This window comes from Hyphomicrobiales bacterium (genome assembly GCA_016710435.1).
Taxonomy (GTDB): domain Bacteria; phylum Pseudomonadota; class Alphaproteobacteria; order Rhizobiales; family Aestuariivirgaceae; genus Aestuariivirga.
Genome location: JADJVV010000012.1, coordinates 1 through 15847, shown reverse-complemented (window position 1 = coordinate 15847; position 15847 = coordinate 1). Strand labels below are relative to the sequence as shown.

Sequence of the window (15847 nt, the reverse complement as noted above, 5' to 3'; positions counted from 1 at the left end):
TGTTCTCTCCTCATTGAAGCCGTTCTCTTTTGGAGAACGTGGTTGATGCCCGAAACCGGGCGGTGCAAATCTCTATCTCACCGTCCGCCAGCTCGTTGCTTGGCGGTATAGTTCTGGAGCGCGGCGACAAGGCCATTGGAGGCTTCCTTGTTGCCGGTTCGGTAGAAGGTGTCGACAGCCTGTCGCGCGGCCTGTGGGTCCCGCGACAGGGTGGCGAGGTCGAATCCGTGGTACAGCTCGCTGGCCGACTGGCCGACTGGAGCTCCACCAAATCCCTGGCCGCCAACGGATGGCGCCTGGATGGACTTGAGGGCGTTCGCCCTGACGTCCGACATCTTCTTGGTGATCGAGCTGCCCAGGGATTGGCGCAAACCAGCCATCATCTTGCCGTAGCCACCAGCCTTGTCGGACTGGAACAGATGCCAGAGCGGCTCGAAGCCGTACTTCTGGACGTAGCTGTCATTTAGGCGGCCGGCGACAGACTCTTCCTTTATCCACTTGGCAAACCCGGCTGCTGGGTGAGCCTCGTTCAGGATGGCGTTGCCCTCGGGGTCACGCACGATGATGTCGTCGGCCACTCCCTTGAAGTCGGGAGTGGACTTGACGAATGACTTGAGCTCGGAGCGGAACTCGGACGTCCTGGCTCCGGTCTCGTAGGCGTTGTCGATCTTGGCCTGCATGGTCGCGGCCTGGCGAGCAACCACTTCCTTCGAAGCCTGGTTGACCAGGTCGCTGGCGGCCTTGATCCAGATGTTCGGGTCTTCCTGCTGAAAGGCCTCATCCAGGCTGCGCAGAAGCTCGATGCCACCGAGGTCGTCGATGGTGGGCGCGTCCGGGATGTCGAAGGTTCCGCTTGCCAGGGCCTGGCGACGCCACGCGATGACGGGGTCGTTGGCGAATGGGTCGGCGGCAGGAGGAGCTTGCTCGAGCTTCGTCTGGGCATCCAGGAGCGCGTCGAACAGGGCGCGGGTCTTTGGATCCGCCTTGGAATACTCGTCCTCGTTGAGCATCCAGGCAGGATCCTCGGCTCCGGCATCCAGGACGGGAGGCGGAACCTCCACGCCCGGGGCCGGGGCCACCGGCGGGGGATCAACCGCCGCGGCTTCCTTGGCGAACAGGGAGGCGAGGCCGCCCTTCGCAACAATCTTGTTCTCCTCGTCCGTGAGCTGGTCGGCGAACGCCTTCTGCGCTGCCGGGCCGCCCTTCATGAGGAGGTCGTAGTCGTCCTTCGAGAACCTGGGCTCGATGGATGGAGACGGATTCGAAGCAGGAGCCGCCTGCTGATCCACAGGAGCGACAGGTGCGACCGCAACGACGGGCGCGGCAACGGAGGCTGGTGCGACTGGCGCAACAACGGGTGCCGCTGACTGCGGGGTGGGGGGCGGTGCGGTCATGGTGGTGCTCATGGGATCCCTTCCATTTGCATTTGTGGATTCATCTGGGCTTGCTCAATCCCTCCCCCAACATCAGGGGATGGCATTGCTTCAGGAAGAATAGGTTCCGGTCCACCCGGAGGCAAGCCATTCGGATTGTTGATCTTTTCAATATCCTCCGGCTTCAGGATGTTCAGCGCGATTGCTGCCTTCTGTGCAAGCGGATTCGCGGCGAGCTTGTCGAGAGGCAGCGTAACCGAGGCCTTGACTTCGGGAGCCGGAGGCGGCGTGTTCTTCGCGGACTCTTCCATGTCGCGGCCAAGACGCTGAACGCTGACGTTTGGGTAGTTCTTGGCGACCTGGATGAGGGCGTCAGGAGGCAGGTTGCCCCACTTCTCCATGAATGCGCCGAACTGCTGGCGCTCGAATTCCTGGCCAGTCAGCGAATCGTCGGATTCGATTTCGATGTAGTCATACTCGTCGCCAGCGAGATTGTTCATCGTGCGGACGACATCGCCGTAAACGTCGTACTCGGCAGGGGTATTCACCTCAACCGTTTGGTCGCCATTCTTCGGGTCGATGTGCCTGAACGCCTTCTGGGTCGTGATCGCGTAGGGCATCGCCTTCGTGAGCACGCGGCGGATCTGAAGGCGGAACGCGTGCCATCCCCAGACGACGGGCGCCAGGCGGGAGAGCGTCTGCTGGATGCGGGTCTCGATCGCGGAGTTCGCTTCCTGCGAAGACTGGGTGCCGCCGACGAAGTTGTCGGGCACCAGGAGGCGGGAGAGCTGCTCGCGGGTGGATTCCTTCCAGTCGGCGAAGGCCTTCTGCTCGCGCCTGTTCTCCACGAACTGGACGCTGTCCATGTCGGCCGACATCTCTATCTCGACGATTCCGTTCGGCGTTGCCATCTCGCGACGCAAGGCATCCATGTCGGCGACCGCACCCTTGCGCACCTTCAGCAGGTTGTTGTTCAGGGTGCGAACCGAGTGCGCCCATTCCGTTTCCGAGTAGGCTCCAGCCTTCACGACGTCCAGGACGAACTCGATGAGGCCTGCCCACTTCCCATTGATCCTGTCGGGGACGCAAGGGATCCCCGGGAAGACGCCTGCCTGGAGCCAGTGCGGGCCATTGGCCAGCAGGATTCCGGTCGAGGTGATGGTGGTCACCCAGAGGACGCGCTGGTTGTCATTCTCCTGGAGCTGGATCTGCGGGTTCTGCTGCATCCAGGAGTTGATCTCGTTCGGGCCCCAGTTCTGCGGGATGATTCCGGAGTCGTCGGAGACCGGGTCATACCACGAGGCCATGCGCATCCTGACCCAGTGGGTCATCTCGAATACGGCAAGCTGCCCTGTCTGGGTGAACTTCTGGCGGGAAGCGCGGATGTTCTCCACGATCGTATCGCGGCCCGAGTAGTCGGCTCCCAGGGTGGTCGACATGCTGTCGGCTTCGTAGACCATCTTAGCGCGGATCTCGGGATCCTTGACATACCGCTCGATGTCCTCGATCGACCACTGCCTGATCCGGGTGGCGTGGCCGAGGTTTCGCATCTGGCGGTCGGTCCAGGCGCAGTCGGGGATCACCCCGTCCCATTCCTCCTGGAGGACTGTGAGGCCGGGCTCGTCTGGGTTGGTTGGGTCGTAGGCCTCGATCCAGGCCCAGCCAGGCACGGAGGTCGTGAATGTGTCCCTGGCGATCTGGGCTTCCCGGAAGCGGAGTTGGTTCTCACGCTCCACAGCCTTGATGATGACGGTGCGCACGTTGGCGCCAGCGGCATCCTCAGGCCCGACAGCGGTGACCGCGCCGGACTTGCCAGTGTTTAGGAGCTCGCCCATGATCGAGTCAAGGGCAGGCTTCAGCTCGGGAGTTTGGATGGGGACGACTTCGCGGTTGGCAAATTCCTCGAGTTCGGCAAGGCTGAAGATCTTTCCCTCGACGTACTCGAGGCATGTCCGTCCGCGCTTCCAAAGCGGAGCGTAGTACCTCGAGTCGCGGTCGATCGTCTCGAGCGCCCAGGCCGCGATCCTCTTCCTTTCGTCTTCAGGAAGGTTCTCGATTGGCTGGCACCATTGCTTTGCGAACGTCTTCCCCATAGAAGAAACTTACATCCAAGTTCCGGTTCTAGCCCGATGGATGTAGTTCGCGGACTTGTCAAGTTCCTTCTTCCCATCATCCTTGTGACCAAGCCGCATCAGGTACTTCACAGCGAGCGCGGCGGAATAGTTCCTGCGCACCGTTTCGTGGTACTCTGGCGGGATGCCGGCGACGATGATCGATTCTGCTACAGCTATCGGCTCCACGCCCATGGCCTCGATCTCCCGGTAGTGGGCATCGTGCTTCTGGGCGGGTGGTGACATCTCCCTTGGATGCGGAGGTGGCGGAACGTCATCCTTCATCGCTTGCGATCTTGCTTTCAGCCAATCGTCGACTGTCATTCCAGATGCTTTCGATTTACGAAATTCTTCAATCAAAACCCTGGCCTCTCTTGGGTGCAAGCCTCTTCCGTCAAGCCATTCCTGCTCATCAAAAGTTGGCATCTCCGCCTCCTGGGAATTCGTGCATGGCGTGGACAGCCAGGAACAGCGCGTCGGCGTCGCCCTGGTCTTCGATCTGCGCGCGCAGGGATGGCCAGCGGAGAACGCCAGCCTCCATCGAGATGCGCTTGGTGTCGGTCTTGATCCCCTTCTTCCGGGGAGGAACCTTCAAGAGCGGGCGCTGCCAGTCTCCGGAGGCAACGCTGACGAACGGGATCTGGTGGATCTCCATCATCGTCCTGGCCACGGAGTCGAAGTGGGCGGCGCTGACCTCGACGTTCCTGTGCTGCCCGCGGAATGGGTTCTCCAGGATGACGCCGGCAACAGGGCCGTGCTCGGTGATGATCTGGAGGAAGGCTGTCGGGTCGACCTCGAGGCCACCGCGCTTCTTCTTCCTGGTGTACTCCCTGGCGTTCACCAGCATTGGCTCGAGTCCGGTCCCGATGATCCCGATGCTTCCGCTGACTCCGTTGTCGACCCCGATCCAAATCATCTCGCCCTCCTCATTCCGATTGATCGATCGAGAATCCTCTGGACCCCGATCCGTGTGAGCTTCGCCATCTTCTCGTCGTTTCCGTACAGCCGCTTGAACTCGCGCGGGTGCAGATGAATCGAGAAGCATCCAACGCTGGTTCGGTGGTGGGAAGGGCAAAGGGGGTAGCCCTCGCGGTCTGGCCCCCTCTCCCCTTTTCCAACACCTTCCCGTGGATGGTGCCACTCTGCTGGCGTCCCTGGGTTCCGGTCGAGTGAGCACGCCAGGCAGCCATTGCTGACCGCCAGGCTGATGTACTCGCTGTCCGTCAGTTGCTCAAGTTTGTGCATCGCCGTCCAGGATGTTGGTCTAGTTCGGGTCAACGAACGCAGGCTTCGCTTCCTTCGGGGCGTACCGCTTGATCTCCTTGCCTGACCGCGTGAAGTCCACGATGTCCTCGGTGGTGGCTTCGCGGATGGTGAACACGGAGGCCAGGGCGGCGGCCCGGGCAGCAGCGCGGTTGGGCGCGATGATGACGGCCTCGACGTTGCTCTTCTCGTTGCTGATGACGGTGTAGGTGGGCATTACTTCTTCCCGGCCTTCTTGGTAGCGACGGCCTTGACCGGAATTCCCTTGGGCACCGGCTTGGCGACCGCAGTGGCGACGGCAGGCTTGGGAGCCTTCTTGGCGGCGGGGGCAGCGATGGCTGGCTTCTTGTTCATCTCGTTCTCCTTGTGGTGGGTGGCCCATGATCCCGTGGGCCGGTTCGGGATTCAATCCTTGAACAGCAGTTCCCGGAGGTTGTCCGAGTAGTCGTGGGTGATGGCATCCTTCGGCCATCCTGGCGACGCCGCCTTCCTGGCGAGCCGGTAGGAGCCGGAGGAATCCTGGTTGCAGGACCAGCCATCGATCGCCTTACCTCCCATGGCCAGCTTCCTGGCTTGGGCAACAACCGCGGTCGCGGCCTTCTCGGCAGCCTTGGCAGCGGCCATGACGCGACCCAGCTCCATCGAGTTCATTTCCTCCAGGCACTGGGTTCCGGCGGCGTTGATGCTGGCGAAGGCGCCCAGCGACCGCTGGATGGCAGGACAGGTGACGTGGCGCGCGGCCTTGCAGAACTGGCAAGCCTTCCCGACGACTAGCAGGTCTGGCTCGCGGTGGCACCTGGAGACGATCCCGGACAGTTCCGAGAAGAACTCGTCCCGTTCCTCGGGCTCGTAGACCCAGGGGACGACCTGGTAGTCGACCATCACCTGTGGCTGAACGATGACAACGTGGATGGGCAAGGTCGGGAAGTCATTCCACAGGCCGAGTGCATACCCCTTGAGCTGTAGGTTCCACTTTGGAGCCGGGACAAATGACCCGCCGAACTTCCAGTCGATGAGGAGGATGTGGTCCTCGTAGATGAAGACCAGATCCATCGTTCCGATCTCGTTGGACTCCATGGAGTACGGAAGATCCAGGAGCTCGAGTTCGACGTAGACATTGGCGCCACCTCTGGTCTTGCGGACCTTCGGTGCAACTTCCTCCTGGAGGATGACATCTCCCATGAGGAGCATCTCCAGGGCTTCCTTGGCCTTCTTGACGTCGCGAGCTTCGTCGTCAGTCAGTTCTGGTTCCGGTCTCCCGAGAACGAATGCCTCCATCGCTGCGTGGCAGGTTGTCCCGCGATCAGCGTCCTCGTCCTTCTCGTCTCCCCGGTCGAGCCAGCTTTCCTGGGCAAGCGATCCAGGGCAGAGGGCCCGCCTCTCAAGGGAGGACGGGCCGCACAGGGTGTGTCTGGTGAATTGCATGATCCCTCCTGCAATTTCAGAACGGGAGTGAACTGTCGTCGTCGTTGCTCGCGAACGGCGTGAACCCAGGGATCACCGAGTCGATCGGGTCCGCCTGGTTCGGGTCGCATCCGAGCATGGTGGCGACGTCGACAGGAGGAGGCCCGAACGGCTCGTTGTCACCGGCGAACTTGACTCCCAGGAGCGAAGCGTTGATGCGCTGGCCGAAGGTGTTGCTCTGGATCCAGGGTTTGATGACTGCGGTCACCATGCATCCCGAGTACACCTCGATCTCCGACTTGGTCAGGATGCCGTGGCGGTTGTAGACCTTCGGAGGATTCTTCTCACCTTCGGAGGCGGAGAACGTGGTGCAGCCAGCGTACTCTGGCTTCCCGGACAGGTCGCCGTTCTTGGCGAAGTACTTGTCGGCCGGGAGCATCTTCTTGAATGCCTCGGCAGATGCCTCCTTGAGGAACTTCGCGAGTTCGCCCTTCTCGGCGTCGCTCAGGTTGGCGATGAACACCGCGCCGAACTTGGGGACGGCCGATGGGTTGTTCCTGTCGGCTTCCGGCTTGAACAGCTTCGGGTAGCTCAGGCGGACGTTGTGCAGCTTGATGGCTTGCAGAACACCTTCTGGGTTTCGGACGAATTCGAGGCGACTGGTGAATGGCGTGGCTGACATCTGGTTCTCTCCGTGTTTCTGGTTTGGCTTAGGTTCCATCGGGGCTCGCCGCCCTCCTGGTCCATACAATATACGATATGCGTACGCAGAAAACAAGGGGTTGCGGAAAATAAATTTCGGCAGTATCTTCTATGGGTCAGGCCGCGTAGAAACGACCTGCTATATGACTTGTTCGAATGGTTAGCCAGCCTCTGCGCCCAGATCCCTGAAGGGGACGAAGGGTTTCTACCGCAGGGGCTGGCTCCCAATCTTCGAGGTTTCGATGATCCCCTCAAAATTCCGCTTGATCGCCGTCTCGGCCGACATCGTCCGCTCGTTCGGGTCGGACGCCGCCATCTGGCTCGGAAGCGCTATCTCGTCGCAGGACCTGTCCAACAACTGGTACAAGGAGTCCTGGTGGTACTGCACCAAGGATCAGATGGAGAAGCAGACCGGACTGACGAACGAGCGCCAGGAGAGCGCCAGGAGGAAGTTGCGTGAGGTCGGGGTGCTTGAGGAGCGCCGTGGAATCCTGAAGCGCGGAGCGTCTTTGGCGACCATCTGGTACTCGATCAACTTCCAGGTTTTGGAGGCTCTCGTTTGCCGCCCGGAATCCGATTCGATTGCCGCCGCGGATGGCGGACGATTGCCGTCCGGGACGGCGAACGATCATACATCTGTTACTTCATCTGTTACTTCTGAAGAACAAAGCGCAGCGACACGAAGCAACGTCAGCGAAGGCAAAACTGTCAGCTCACCGGAGCAACAACCCACGCCCGTAAAGGCTGAAGCTAGGCAGCGTCAGCGTAAAGCTCCAACCTCGCTCCCAGCAGCACCAACCATCGAGGAGTGGCATGCCTACGCCAAGGAGACGTTCCCCTGGTGGCCGGCCGTTGACGCCGAGAGCGCCTACGCCCACTACGAGAAGGGCAACTGGGAGTTCAAGGACGGCAAGCCCATCAAGAACTGGAAGGGTTGCGCCAGGACCTGCTCGAACAATTGGAAGCGGGACCACGGCCCCGCCTACATCGCATCCCGCCGTGCCGCCGAGACCGCCGCACGCGCACCCTACGCCCCGTTCGGAGACAACTGATGCTTTCCCCCCACTCCATCTCGGCCGAGCGCGCCATCATCGCCGCCGCCGTCCGCGGATCCCAGGCCATCCCCGCCATCCTCGCTTCTGTCGACCCTCTCGACTTCTACATCCCCAGGCACCAGGTTCTTTGGTCCTGCGCACGCAACCTGGCGGGTTCCGGTCTTCGGGGCGATGTTCTGGTCATCTCTGAGGAGCTACGCCGCCAGGGCCGCCTGGATGAGGTTGGCGGCGACGACTGGCTGATGGAGGTTGCCGACGAGTACGTCTCCGACATCGGGCTCCAGGGGTACGCCAAGATCGTCCGCGACCACTCCATCTCCCGCTCCGCCATCACCTTCGCCGGAAAGCTGGCTGCGGAGGCCCAGGAGGGCGGATCAGCGATCGACCTTGTCCAGACAGCATGGAGGGGTATCTCCCGCCTGACGGACATGGCAGCCGGGCGTACGGCGGGATCTGGAAGCATCATGGCGGCAGCCGGACGCATCCTCACCAATGAGAAGCCGAAGTGCCTGAAGACCGGACTCAAGTTCCTCGACCACTACATCCAGATCCGCAGGACGAACCAGATCGTCATTGGGGCAACACCCGGGGCAGGGAAGACGTCGCTGATGCTGGCCATCGCGTGCAACGTGTCGCTTGTGGGTCCGGTACTCATCAACAGCCTGGAGATGTCGGAGGACGAACTCATCGAGAACATGATGTCCATCCTCACGAACATCCCGATCGACAGGATCGCGAACCGCACGCTGACGCCGCAGGAGTGGGCGACATGCCGCGAGGTCATGATGATCCGCGAGAAGAACCTGCGGATTGTGCACTGCACGACGGTGTCGGAGCTTCAGGCGGAGGCGATGGCCATGAAGAATGGTGGTGGCCTGGAGCTCGTCTGCATCGACTACCTCCAGCTCATGGACGGGGATGGCGACAGCCGCAACGACGTGGTGGCCAAGATCTCCAGGAGCACAAAGCTGATGGCAATGAGCCTGGACATCCCGGTGATCCTGCTGTCGCAACTTTCCAGGGATGGCGCAAAGGCGGGGCGGCCTGCACTCCACCACCTACGGGAGTCAGGGGCGATTGAGCAGGATGCGAACATCGTGATCTTCCTATGGCAGGACCCGGCATCGATGTCGCCAGACACGGAGCGCATGGTGTCGGTGGCGAAGAACAGGCGTGGGCCTCATGGAGAAACGATGGCGGGGTTTGATGGAAGCAGGACCAGGTTCTATGACCTGGTCAAGCGGTAGTTTCCGACCCCTCGTCCACCAGCCGTGCCGACTCCTGGAAAACCTCCCAGCACTTGTCCGACATCAGGATCTTCCACCCCTGCCGGGACTGGAACTTCCTGGAATCCCGGAAGGTCTCGCGGAATCCCTTGGGCCACATCCAGTTCAACGAGTCGTCGGCCAGCTTGTAGCAGGTGTCCTTCCATGCCCAGTTGGACTTCTCGAAGGTCTCGCGCTTGCCATCGTTGAACACGCCCCACCAGAGGTCGTGAGGAAGGCTTGCCTCCAGCATCCAGGGGAAAAGGAAGTTGGTCGGCATGACCAACGCCTTCAACCAGCCACGGTCGGATCCGATCCCGTTCCATTCCTGCTGCTTGATCTCGATCGAGATGTCCCAATAGCCATCGGGGACAGGAGCGCCTATTCGACGGAGTCGTTCGTCACCCTTGATGATCCTGGAAATCGGAAAGGTCATGGGTACTCCGATTTCGGAAGCTCGAAGTGAGGGCCATCAACGAAGCATCGCTTTCCGAGCTGATGGCACCTCTCCCCGTACCCTGCGACAATGTCCTCGGTCGAGGATGTCGACAGGTCCAGCCGTGCGTCCCAGCATGCGCCCCAACGGATGGCGATGTCGAGATCTTTGGCCGCCGTGCGCACCGCCTCCGCGATCTTGCAGCACGGGACGATCTCCCACCGGAGCTTCCCGTTGACTACCGGAACCAGGTCGACCGCATGGCCCGTCAGGTGGCGGGAGTCCATGGTCTGGCTGGCCCCAGATGCAACGAGGGCGGTTTGCTCCTCGGTCGTGCGGACTCCGTCGTGGACCTGGAAGTCTTGGGCTGTGATCTCGATGGCACGGAGCACGACGCGAACGAGGTCGGGATGGACGCCGACAAGATTCTCGCGTGACCGGGTACCGAGGATGTAGCTCACCCCTGCCCCTCCTGGTACGCGCTGCCGTGGGTAAGGTTGAGGAGGAGGGTCCAGAGTCCACGAGCGCGGCGGATCATAGCCCCAACCGAATGGATGCCGAGTCTCCGAACCATAGGCCGTTATTATACCCGAGTCGCGACCATGCTGTACCGGAGTTGGTTGAGAACAAAACGTGCGTACCTCCGATGTTACAGAGGATCATGTAGGTGCCCTTGGAGTTGATCCCACCAATAGTACCGGTCCAGGCATCGAATCCGGATGACGGGAGCGTGGCCTGCGCGTAGGTGCCGGACGTGGACGGATCAGACGTGGACCATAGCTGTGTTCCGCCAACCCACCATTTGGATGTGGCCTCGTCAAAATAGACGGAGTACGCATTCATCCCCGTGCTTTTACCGGTAGCGACCGTGGATCCGTTGTACCAGAGCGCCGCATTGGAAGCGCCGACCGCCAGCCAATTTCCGGCAGCATTGATCCAGACCGCCCGGAGGACCTGTGACGTCGTATTGGTACCGGTCGTCACAGTGACACCATCGGACGAGGTCAGATACTGGGTGGTGGAGTTTCCGACCGCCACGAAACCATTCCCAAATGGAACCATTGAATAGATGTCCCACGTCTGGGCGTTTGTGACTGCCGCCCAGGTGGTTCCGTTGTCCAGCGATTTCAGAATCACGCCACCAACGCCAGCGACAAAAAACGTCTTCGTTGCTTTGTTGTAGCAGGCCGCCTGAAGGTGTGCGGTTGTCAACCCGTGTTCAACTGCGCGGTATGATCCCCCCAAATATCCGACCGTGACAATCCCGCTATTATTTGCGGCGATGACGTGCAGTCCATTCGTGGCGGTGGCATTCCCCGTAACCGTGACGTTGTCGTTCAGCCTGGCATAAATTTTTCGAGTGGATCCGAGAACATTTTCCGACGAGGTTTCGAGGATCGCCCCGACAACCGCAGAGCCAGCCGCCGTAGGCCAAATGAAACGATTTCCGACGCGAGTGATCCCGCCTGCACCGAAATTCCCACGGGTGTTCCAGGTTAGACCGATGGTGATGGTTTGATCGACGGTTGCGTTGAACGATGGGGTTCCGTCGGAGGATTTGACTAACCCGCCGATGTCGATGTCTCCGGTCACGCCATCCTGCGGATAGAGCGAGTTTTTCCCATGGAATCGGCCCGATGCTGAGGTGGTTCCTGCCGTCCATCCAGTTTGCATGAATGATGCATCGATTTTCAGGATGTGAGCGCGTCCGCTCGGCAGGTTCGCAGTTTGCCTCAGATTGATTCCGACGGATCCCAGCAAAGCGCCGTTCGCGTAGATTTTCATGGCGAGCGCGTCAGTTGGGAGCACAAATTGGAGCCCGAGATCGAAGACGAAATTCAGCGTGCGTCCAATGGTGTTGGCTGTGAACGTGTTGGCTGGGATCACGATCGTCTGAACTGCCCCGTTTTGATACGCGGTCAGAAATTTTTCCGTTGTCCAGACGTCGGTATCTGCGAGCGTCGGGAAATTCAGCTCGTACCGGTCGCGGAATGCTGGCCAGCCAAGGGAATCGGTGACTACTCCGGCGACCTCTACCTCCCCATCGAACCGGGTGGTGTTGGTGGAGGGATCCTGAGTCGGCTGAAGCCATGGGGTTCCCATGATTACGCCTCTACCATCACGTTGATCCCCTGCCATCCATTGGAACCGAGCACATTTGCATCGCCGGAGTACGCGGTGATCCAGGCTCCCCAGTTGTCGGCAGCAATGTCCAGAGCATCATCAACCGCAGGAGTCGAGTTCGAGATGATGTAGGTCTTGGTGGTTGGTCTCCACCCCTTGCCGTCCGGAGTACTTCCGACGACAACCGTTGCCGACCAGGTCCCGGTATTCGGACCGGCGATCGTGAAGGTCTTCACGGAATGAACGGAGCGGAGTCCCTTCTCGCGCGAGTCGAAACTCTTGCACTCGCTGGCGGCTGGTTGAGCAACCGTCGATGTGGCCTTCTTGAGAAGTTCGAGAAGCATGGTCAGTCCGCCTTGTGTGCAAGTGGTTGGGAAAGCATATCAATCTTCTTTTCGAGACGATCCTGCCCCTTCTCCAGATTGTCGAGCTTTTCCTTGATCTGGGCGGTCACCTCATTGCGCGTGTACCGATCGTCACCGATTTTATAGGCGGTGAGGATTCCCCCGGCGACTCCGCCCAACAGGGTGCAAATCGTGACAAGAGTTGCGACCGAAACCTGTTTCTGTTGGGCCTGAGTCATTATTCAGCTCCGTCGAATGGGATGTTTTCTGGCGGGTCGAACTCGTCCTTGGCTTCCTCTGCCTGGGGGAGTTTGATCCAGGACCGGATTCCCAACGTGGATGCCACTTCCAGAAGCAAGGCGGCCTCCATGTCGGTACGGCCCTTCTCCTGGACTCCGGACATGATGCCGTTGCGGAAGTCGGTCGCCACGCGGCGGGTGACCACGATGTCCTTGTCGAGGGTCTTGGCCAGCGACCGCTTGCGGAGCTCAGCCACGAACTCAATACGGCTTTCCGCCCCTGGCCCGGTCATCATGCTCATGGCGATGACGATCTGGCTGGCCTTCTCGTTGGTGAGCCCTTGGAGGATATTGCTCATCAGACAACTCCCTTGGCTTTGGACTGCTCGCGGTCAGCCTTTACCTTCAGCCCGAAGGCGATGGCAGAAGCGACCAGTTCGGACGGGATCTTTCCAGCATCGAAATCGCGGGAAAGCGCCTGGTGAAGCTTCTCCCTGGCGACATCCTTCACGGGACGGTCACCAAAAGCGACCTCCTCCAGGGAGACTCCGAGCTGGTGGGCCTCCGCCTGTAATAGGTCGTGGGTGGTCTGGTCCAAGTTGACGCTGATCTGTGGCATGAGATCCCTCCTTCCCGGAAATATACCCTCAAACGATGTAGAGGGAGCATTGGTCTGAGGAGTTTGTCGTTGGCCCGACAAGAATCATGCACTTGCCCCTGGCGTCCACGTTGATGGCGTTCCCGCCAGCAGACACGCTTACGGTAGCCCCTCCATCTCGATACCTCACGTTCTGAGTCGCCGTGTACCAGTAGTACGGGTTGTCAGCACCCGTATCCCCAACCAGCATGATGACTTCTTGCGCCCCGAGCACGGGTAGTTCGAAGCCTGACGAAAACAGCTTTGGCTTGAATTTGAAAGTTCCCTTGCTCTCAAAGCTGACAACATTATCGATGTTAGTTGGAGATTCAATCGTATACTGGACGTCTCCATAGATGGAATATGCGGTATACAATTCCATTCCAAGCTGACCCATTGTGTATCCTGAAAACCCTATCGAGTCTGTGGCATAAAGCACAGCATCAAAGGCGACCCACCCGCTGATTCGCTTTCCGCCAGCAAGAGGAAGGTATGGTCCTCCTGGAAGATCAGACTCTCCAGCAATTCCGACAAGACCCGATGTAGCCTTCAGCATCCCATTCAGCGAAGTATTTAGCGTTAGATCTCCGCTGAAAAACTTCATACCTCCATCGATTTCGATTGGAAGCGTTCCAAGCGATGGGATAGTAATCCTATAGTCCGTTAAGGAAGCCCCAACTATCGATAATACTCCGCCATTTGAGTTTGATGCCCTAAATATCTGATGCTTTAGAACTCCTGAATTATCATAGAAGCGAAGGCTGGAATAATCTGATGTTGCTCCCTGTAGGTTAACCCCATTAAATCTTGGCGTGCTCGTCACAAGAAGTCCAGAAAGCAATTGACCAGTAATAGGATCTGCTCCAGTATAATGATGGCGAGATCCATGGTCAGGAATGTCGCTTCCACTAGCAACACTTAGTACGCCAGCCGTAGCCTTAATCATTCCGGTAAGCGATCCAACGGTCAGTCCAGCAAAAGCAGGGCTAGATGATGGAAGAAGGCCAGCCAGGCTCTGTCCTTGAATAGAGTCTCCACCATCCCAGTAATGACTTCCAGCATGATCTGGAATATCACTTGCGCTAGCAACGCCAACAACTCCTGCCGTCGCCTTCAAGATTCCACTTATCGACCCAATCTTCAATCCAGCAAACTCAGGAGAGCTAGATATAAGTAGACCTGCAATCGACTGCCCAGCAAGCGGGTCAGATCCATTGTAATGGTGTCTGAATGCGTGAACCGGTAGGCTTCCTGCCGCGATTGTTTCCCATGTGTATGATCCAGCCGATCCGCCAGATACAAGGAACTTTCCGCTATTTGTTGTACCATTTGCCGGAACGTGCCTATATCCATCAGTGTCTGCGTGCAAAACAACGCCATTAACCACTGACATTGGATGGCTTCCGCTTATCGCATCACGGGCTCGTTGGTATGTGAACCAGAGATTTGTTCCTTCGGATACATCTGTCGTGTAATGCGTATGCGCAGGAAGATCAGCTCCAATCGCTACTCTAACTCTTCCATTTGCCGCATAAAGAACTCCGCTAAGATTTGCGATTGATAAGTCGCCACTTAGCGTAATATCGCCATAGCTAATAAATCCATCAGCGTTGAACCTTGCGATTTCTACGCCAGTATTTCCGCGGATAGGTAAATATCCAGTTACAGATCCGCTCTGGATCCCTCCAAATGATGGAGTTTCGTGCGCGCGAAGCCCAAGCAGGAGTTGCCCCTGGATCGGGTCTGCTCCATCCCACTGGTGGAGTGAGGCGTGCGCAGGAAGGTCGGATGCGCCGGCAACTGACACGACTCCGGCCGTAGCCTTCAACATCCCCGTCAAACTGGTATCGAGAGTCGTTGTGCCAGTGATCTTTAAGCCAAGAAGGATCTGAACTGGAGATGCATCTGCTCTCGGAATCAGCATTCGATTAGAACGCGATCCACCAGCATCATTCGAAGAGAATACCTCGATCTGTTGCGACGCGTCGCTCCAACGGACAGACATTTGGCGAACACCAGCCAAGCTTTGGTAGTTGAGATCGGCTGCTGTTCCAGAAACCTTCAGGTTGAGTCCAGCAAATGTTGGGACGCTATTGGTGAGGAGTCCTGCGATCGACTGGCCAGCCAGTGGATCAGACCCCCCAGAGTGGTGACGAGAAGCATGAAGCGGAAGATCGCTTGCGCTTGCAGCCGAAACAACTCCGGCTGTAGCCTTCAGCATCCCAGAGAGAGACGTGTCAAGAGTCGTCGTGCCAGTAACTGTCAATCCAAGAAGGATCGAAACCGGCGAAGATGACGAGCGCGGAATCAGCATCCGATTCGCGCGAGCTACTCCAGTATCGTTCGAGGAGAAGAGTTCAAGTTGCTGTGACGTGTCGCTCCATCGAAACGACATCTGCCGGTATCCGCCCAGGCTGTAGAAATCGATGTCGGTAGCTGTTCCAGTCACCTTTGAGATCAGTCCTGCGAATGTCGGCTTGTCCGATACGCGGAGTCCTCCGATGGATTGCCCTGTCAGCGCATCGGATCCGCCGTAATGGTGGCGCGATGCGTGCGCCGGGAGATCCGCGGCCGTGGCCGCCACGACTCCGGTGGAGATCTTCTTGAGGAGGGCCCCGTTGGTCAGATTGTAGATGTCAGTGATCGAGAGGGCTGGATGCGCGTCGATCGCATCGCGACCACTCAGGGAGTTGTGCACCGTGGCTCCCGAGACTCCGCTTTCGCCTCCCTGGGCAACGCTGGTGACCTTCTCGATGCGAACCCGGCCAGTGACTCCGGTGTAGGCGACCGATGCCTTGTAGGTCACCCGGTAGAGAGGGAAGTACTCCGGGAACGGGAAGGCTCCCTTGTCCATGGCATCCCAGGGCTCCGCCTGTGCCGTGAGCGCGTCCGTG

18 protein-coding genes are annotated in these 15847 nt (G+C 59.2%); 2 read left to right on the top strand and 16 right to left on the bottom strand.

From position 1 onward, the window contains the following. Positions 1-77: 77 nt before the first annotated feature. The 8 genes from IPM06_18590 to IPM06_18555 form a co-directional block, all read right to left on the bottom strand. Positions 78-1394 (bottom strand): hypothetical protein, encoded by a 1317-nt coding sequence (locus tag IPM06_18590; GenBank protein MBK8772411.1) that lies wholly within the window; start codon positions 1392-1394, stop codon positions 78-80. Positions 1395-1402: 8 nt separating this feature from the next. Then, positions 1403-3466, bottom strand: coding sequence for a hypothetical protein (locus IPM06_18585; protein MBK8772410.1), 2064 nt, complete (start codon positions 3464-3466; stop codon positions 1403-1405). A 9-nt stretch (positions 3467-3475) separates the two neighbouring features. Continuing rightward, positions 3476-3910 (bottom strand): DUF3310 domain-containing protein, encoded by a 435-nt coding sequence (locus IPM06_18580; protein MBK8772409.1) that lies wholly within the window; start codon positions 3908-3910, stop codon positions 3476-3478. Next, the gene (locus IPM06_18575) at positions 3897-4400 is read right to left on the bottom strand and encodes a hypothetical protein (GenBank protein ID MBK8772408.1); all 504 of its coding nucleotides are present in this window, start codon (positions 4398-4400) and stop codon (positions 3897-3899) included. Before IPM06_18575 ends, IPM06_18580 begins: the two co-directional genes overlap by 14 nt. Before the next feature lie 348 nt (positions 4401-4748). Continuing rightward, positions 4749-4964: a hypothetical protein gene (locus IPM06_18570; GenBank protein ID MBK8772407.1), complete on the bottom strand. Its 216-nt coding sequence runs from the start codon at positions 4962-4964 to the stop codon at positions 4749-4751. Beyond that, positions 4964-5101 carry a hypothetical protein gene (locus tag IPM06_18565; GenBank protein MBK8772406.1) on the bottom strand — a complete coding sequence of 46 codons (138 nt, stop codon included), beginning with the start codon at positions 5099-5101 and terminating at the stop codon, positions 4964-4966. The genes IPM06_18570 and IPM06_18565 overlap by 1 nt, the downstream gene beginning before the upstream one ends. Before the next feature lie 51 nt (positions 5102-5152). Continuing rightward, positions 5153-6172, bottom strand: a complete 1020-nt coding sequence (locus IPM06_18560) for a DUF2800 domain-containing protein (protein ID MBK8772405.1) — start codon at positions 6170-6172, stop codon at positions 5153-5155. A gap of 16 nt (positions 6173-6188) precedes the next feature. Beyond that, the gene (locus IPM06_18555; GenBank protein ID MBK8772404.1) at positions 6189-6833 is read right to left on the bottom strand and encodes a DUF2815 family protein; all 645 of its coding nucleotides are present in this window, start codon (positions 6831-6833) and stop codon (positions 6189-6191) included. 262 nt (positions 6834-7095) lie between these two features. Here IPM06_18555 and IPM06_18550 point away from each other — a divergent pair, with 262 nt between their 5' ends. Next, the gene (locus IPM06_18550) at positions 7096-7905 is read left to right on the top strand and encodes a hypothetical protein (protein MBK8772403.1); all 810 of its coding nucleotides are present in this window, start codon (positions 7096-7098) and stop codon (positions 7903-7905) included. Continuing rightward, positions 7905-9155 (top strand): AAA family ATPase, encoded by a 1251-nt coding sequence (locus IPM06_18545; GenBank protein MBK8772402.1) that lies wholly within the window; start codon positions 7905-7907, stop codon positions 9153-9155. Before IPM06_18550 ends, IPM06_18545 begins: the two co-directional genes overlap by 1 nt. Here IPM06_18545 and IPM06_18540 read toward each other — a convergent pair. The 8 genes from IPM06_18540 to IPM06_18505 all read right to left on the bottom strand — a co-directional run bounded on the left by IPM06_18540 (position 9145) and on the right by IPM06_18505 (position 15807). Beyond that, on the bottom strand, positions 9145-9609 hold the full coding sequence (locus IPM06_18540; protein MBK8772401.1) for a hypothetical protein: 465 nt from the start codon (positions 9607-9609) through the stop codon (positions 9145-9147). The genes IPM06_18545 and IPM06_18540 overlap by 11 nt on opposite strands. Beyond that, a complete protein-coding gene (locus tag IPM06_18535; GenBank protein ID MBK8772400.1) occupies positions 9606-10070 on the bottom strand; it encodes a M15 family metallopeptidase in 465 nt (154 codons plus the stop codon). The genes IPM06_18540 and IPM06_18535 overlap by 4 nt, the downstream gene beginning before the upstream one ends. 73 nt (positions 10071-10143) lie before the next feature. Continuing rightward, positions 10144-11712, bottom strand: coding sequence for a hypothetical protein (locus IPM06_18530; protein MBK8772399.1), 1569 nt, complete (start codon positions 11710-11712; stop codon positions 10144-10146). A gap of 2 nt (positions 11713-11714) precedes the next feature. After that, positions 11715-12077, bottom strand: a complete 363-nt coding sequence (locus IPM06_18525; GenBank protein ID MBK8772398.1) for a hypothetical protein — start codon at positions 12075-12077, stop codon at positions 11715-11717. Positions 12078-12079: 2 nt separating this feature from the next. After that, positions 12080-12316, bottom strand: a complete 237-nt coding sequence (locus IPM06_18520) for a hypothetical protein (GenBank protein MBK8772397.1) — start codon at positions 12314-12316, stop codon at positions 12080-12082. Further along, the gene (locus IPM06_18515; GenBank protein ID MBK8772396.1) at positions 12316-12675 is read right to left on the bottom strand and encodes a hypothetical protein; all 360 of its coding nucleotides are present in this window, start codon (positions 12673-12675) and stop codon (positions 12316-12318) included. Before IPM06_18515 ends, IPM06_18520 begins: the two co-directional genes overlap by 1 nt. Beyond that, positions 12675-12935, bottom strand: a complete 261-nt coding sequence (locus IPM06_18510; GenBank protein ID MBK8772395.1) for a hypothetical protein — start codon at positions 12933-12935, stop codon at positions 12675-12677. Before IPM06_18510 ends, IPM06_18515 begins: the two co-directional genes overlap by 1 nt. 28 nt (positions 12936-12963) lie before the next feature. Then, positions 12964-15807: a hypothetical protein gene (locus IPM06_18505; GenBank protein ID MBK8772394.1), complete on the bottom strand. Its 2844-nt coding sequence runs from the start codon at positions 15805-15807 to the stop codon at positions 12964-12966. Positions 15808-15847: the final 40 nt, after the last annotated feature.

Bases quoted from the DNA above. Each gene is read 5' to 3' on its own strand.
- IPM06_18590 (MBK8772411.1), bottom strand. From the start codon at position 1,394: ATGACCGCACCGCCCCCCACCCCGCAGTCAGCGGCACCCGTTGTTGCG.
- IPM06_18585 (MBK8772410.1), bottom strand. From the start codon at position 3,466: ATGGGGAAGACGTTCGCAAAGCAATGGTGCCAGCCAATCGAGAACCTT.
- IPM06_18580 (MBK8772409.1), bottom strand. From the start codon at position 3,910: ATGCCAACTTTTGATGAGCAGGAATGGCTTGACGGAAGAGGCTTGCAC.
- IPM06_18575 (MBK8772408.1), bottom strand. From the start codon at position 4,400: ATGATTTGGATCGGGGTCGACAACGGAGTCAGCGGAAGCATCGGGATC.
- IPM06_18570 (MBK8772407.1), bottom strand. From the start codon at position 4,964: ATGCCCACCTACACCGTCATCAGCAACGAGAAGAGCAACGTCGAGGCC.
- IPM06_18565 (MBK8772406.1), bottom strand. From the start codon at position 5,101: ATGAACAAGAAGCCAGCCATCGCTGCCCCCGCCGCCAAGAAGGCTCCC.
- IPM06_18560 (MBK8772405.1), bottom strand. From the start codon at position 6,172: ATGCAATTCACCAGACACACCCTGTGCGGCCCGTCCTCCCTTGAGAGG.
- IPM06_18555 (MBK8772404.1), bottom strand. From the start codon at position 6,833: ATGTCAGCCACGCCATTCACCAGTCGCCTCGAATTCGTCCGAAACCCA.
- IPM06_18550 (MBK8772403.1), top strand. From the start codon at position 7,096: ATGATCCCCTCAAAATTCCGCTTGATCGCCGTCTCGGCCGACATCGTC.
- IPM06_18545 (MBK8772402.1), top strand. From the start codon at position 7,905: ATGCTTTCCCCCCACTCCATCTCGGCCGAGCGCGCCATCATCGCCGCC.
- IPM06_18540 (MBK8772401.1), bottom strand. From the start codon at position 9,609: ATGACCTTTCCGATTTCCAGGATCATCAAGGGTGACGAACGACTCCGT.
- IPM06_18530 (MBK8772399.1), bottom strand. From the start codon at position 11,712: ATGGGAACCCCATGGCTTCAGCCGACTCAGGATCCCTCCACCAACACC.
- IPM06_18525 (MBK8772398.1), bottom strand. From the start codon at position 12,077: ATGCTTCTCGAACTTCTCAAGAAGGCCACATCGACGGTTGCTCAACCA.
- IPM06_18520 (MBK8772397.1), bottom strand. From the start codon at position 12,316: ATGACTCAGGCCCAACAGAAACAGGTTTCGGTCGCAACTCTTGTCACG.
- IPM06_18515 (MBK8772396.1), bottom strand. From the start codon at position 12,675: ATGAGCAATATCCTCCAAGGGCTCACCAACGAGAAGGCCAGCCAGATC.
- IPM06_18510 (MBK8772395.1), bottom strand. From the start codon at position 12,935: ATGCCACAGATCAGCGTCAACTTGGACCAGACCACCCACGACCTATTA.
- IPM06_18505 (MBK8772394.1), bottom strand. From the start codon at position 15,807: ATGGACAAGGGAGCCTTCCCGTTCCCGGAGTACTTCCCTCTCTACCGG.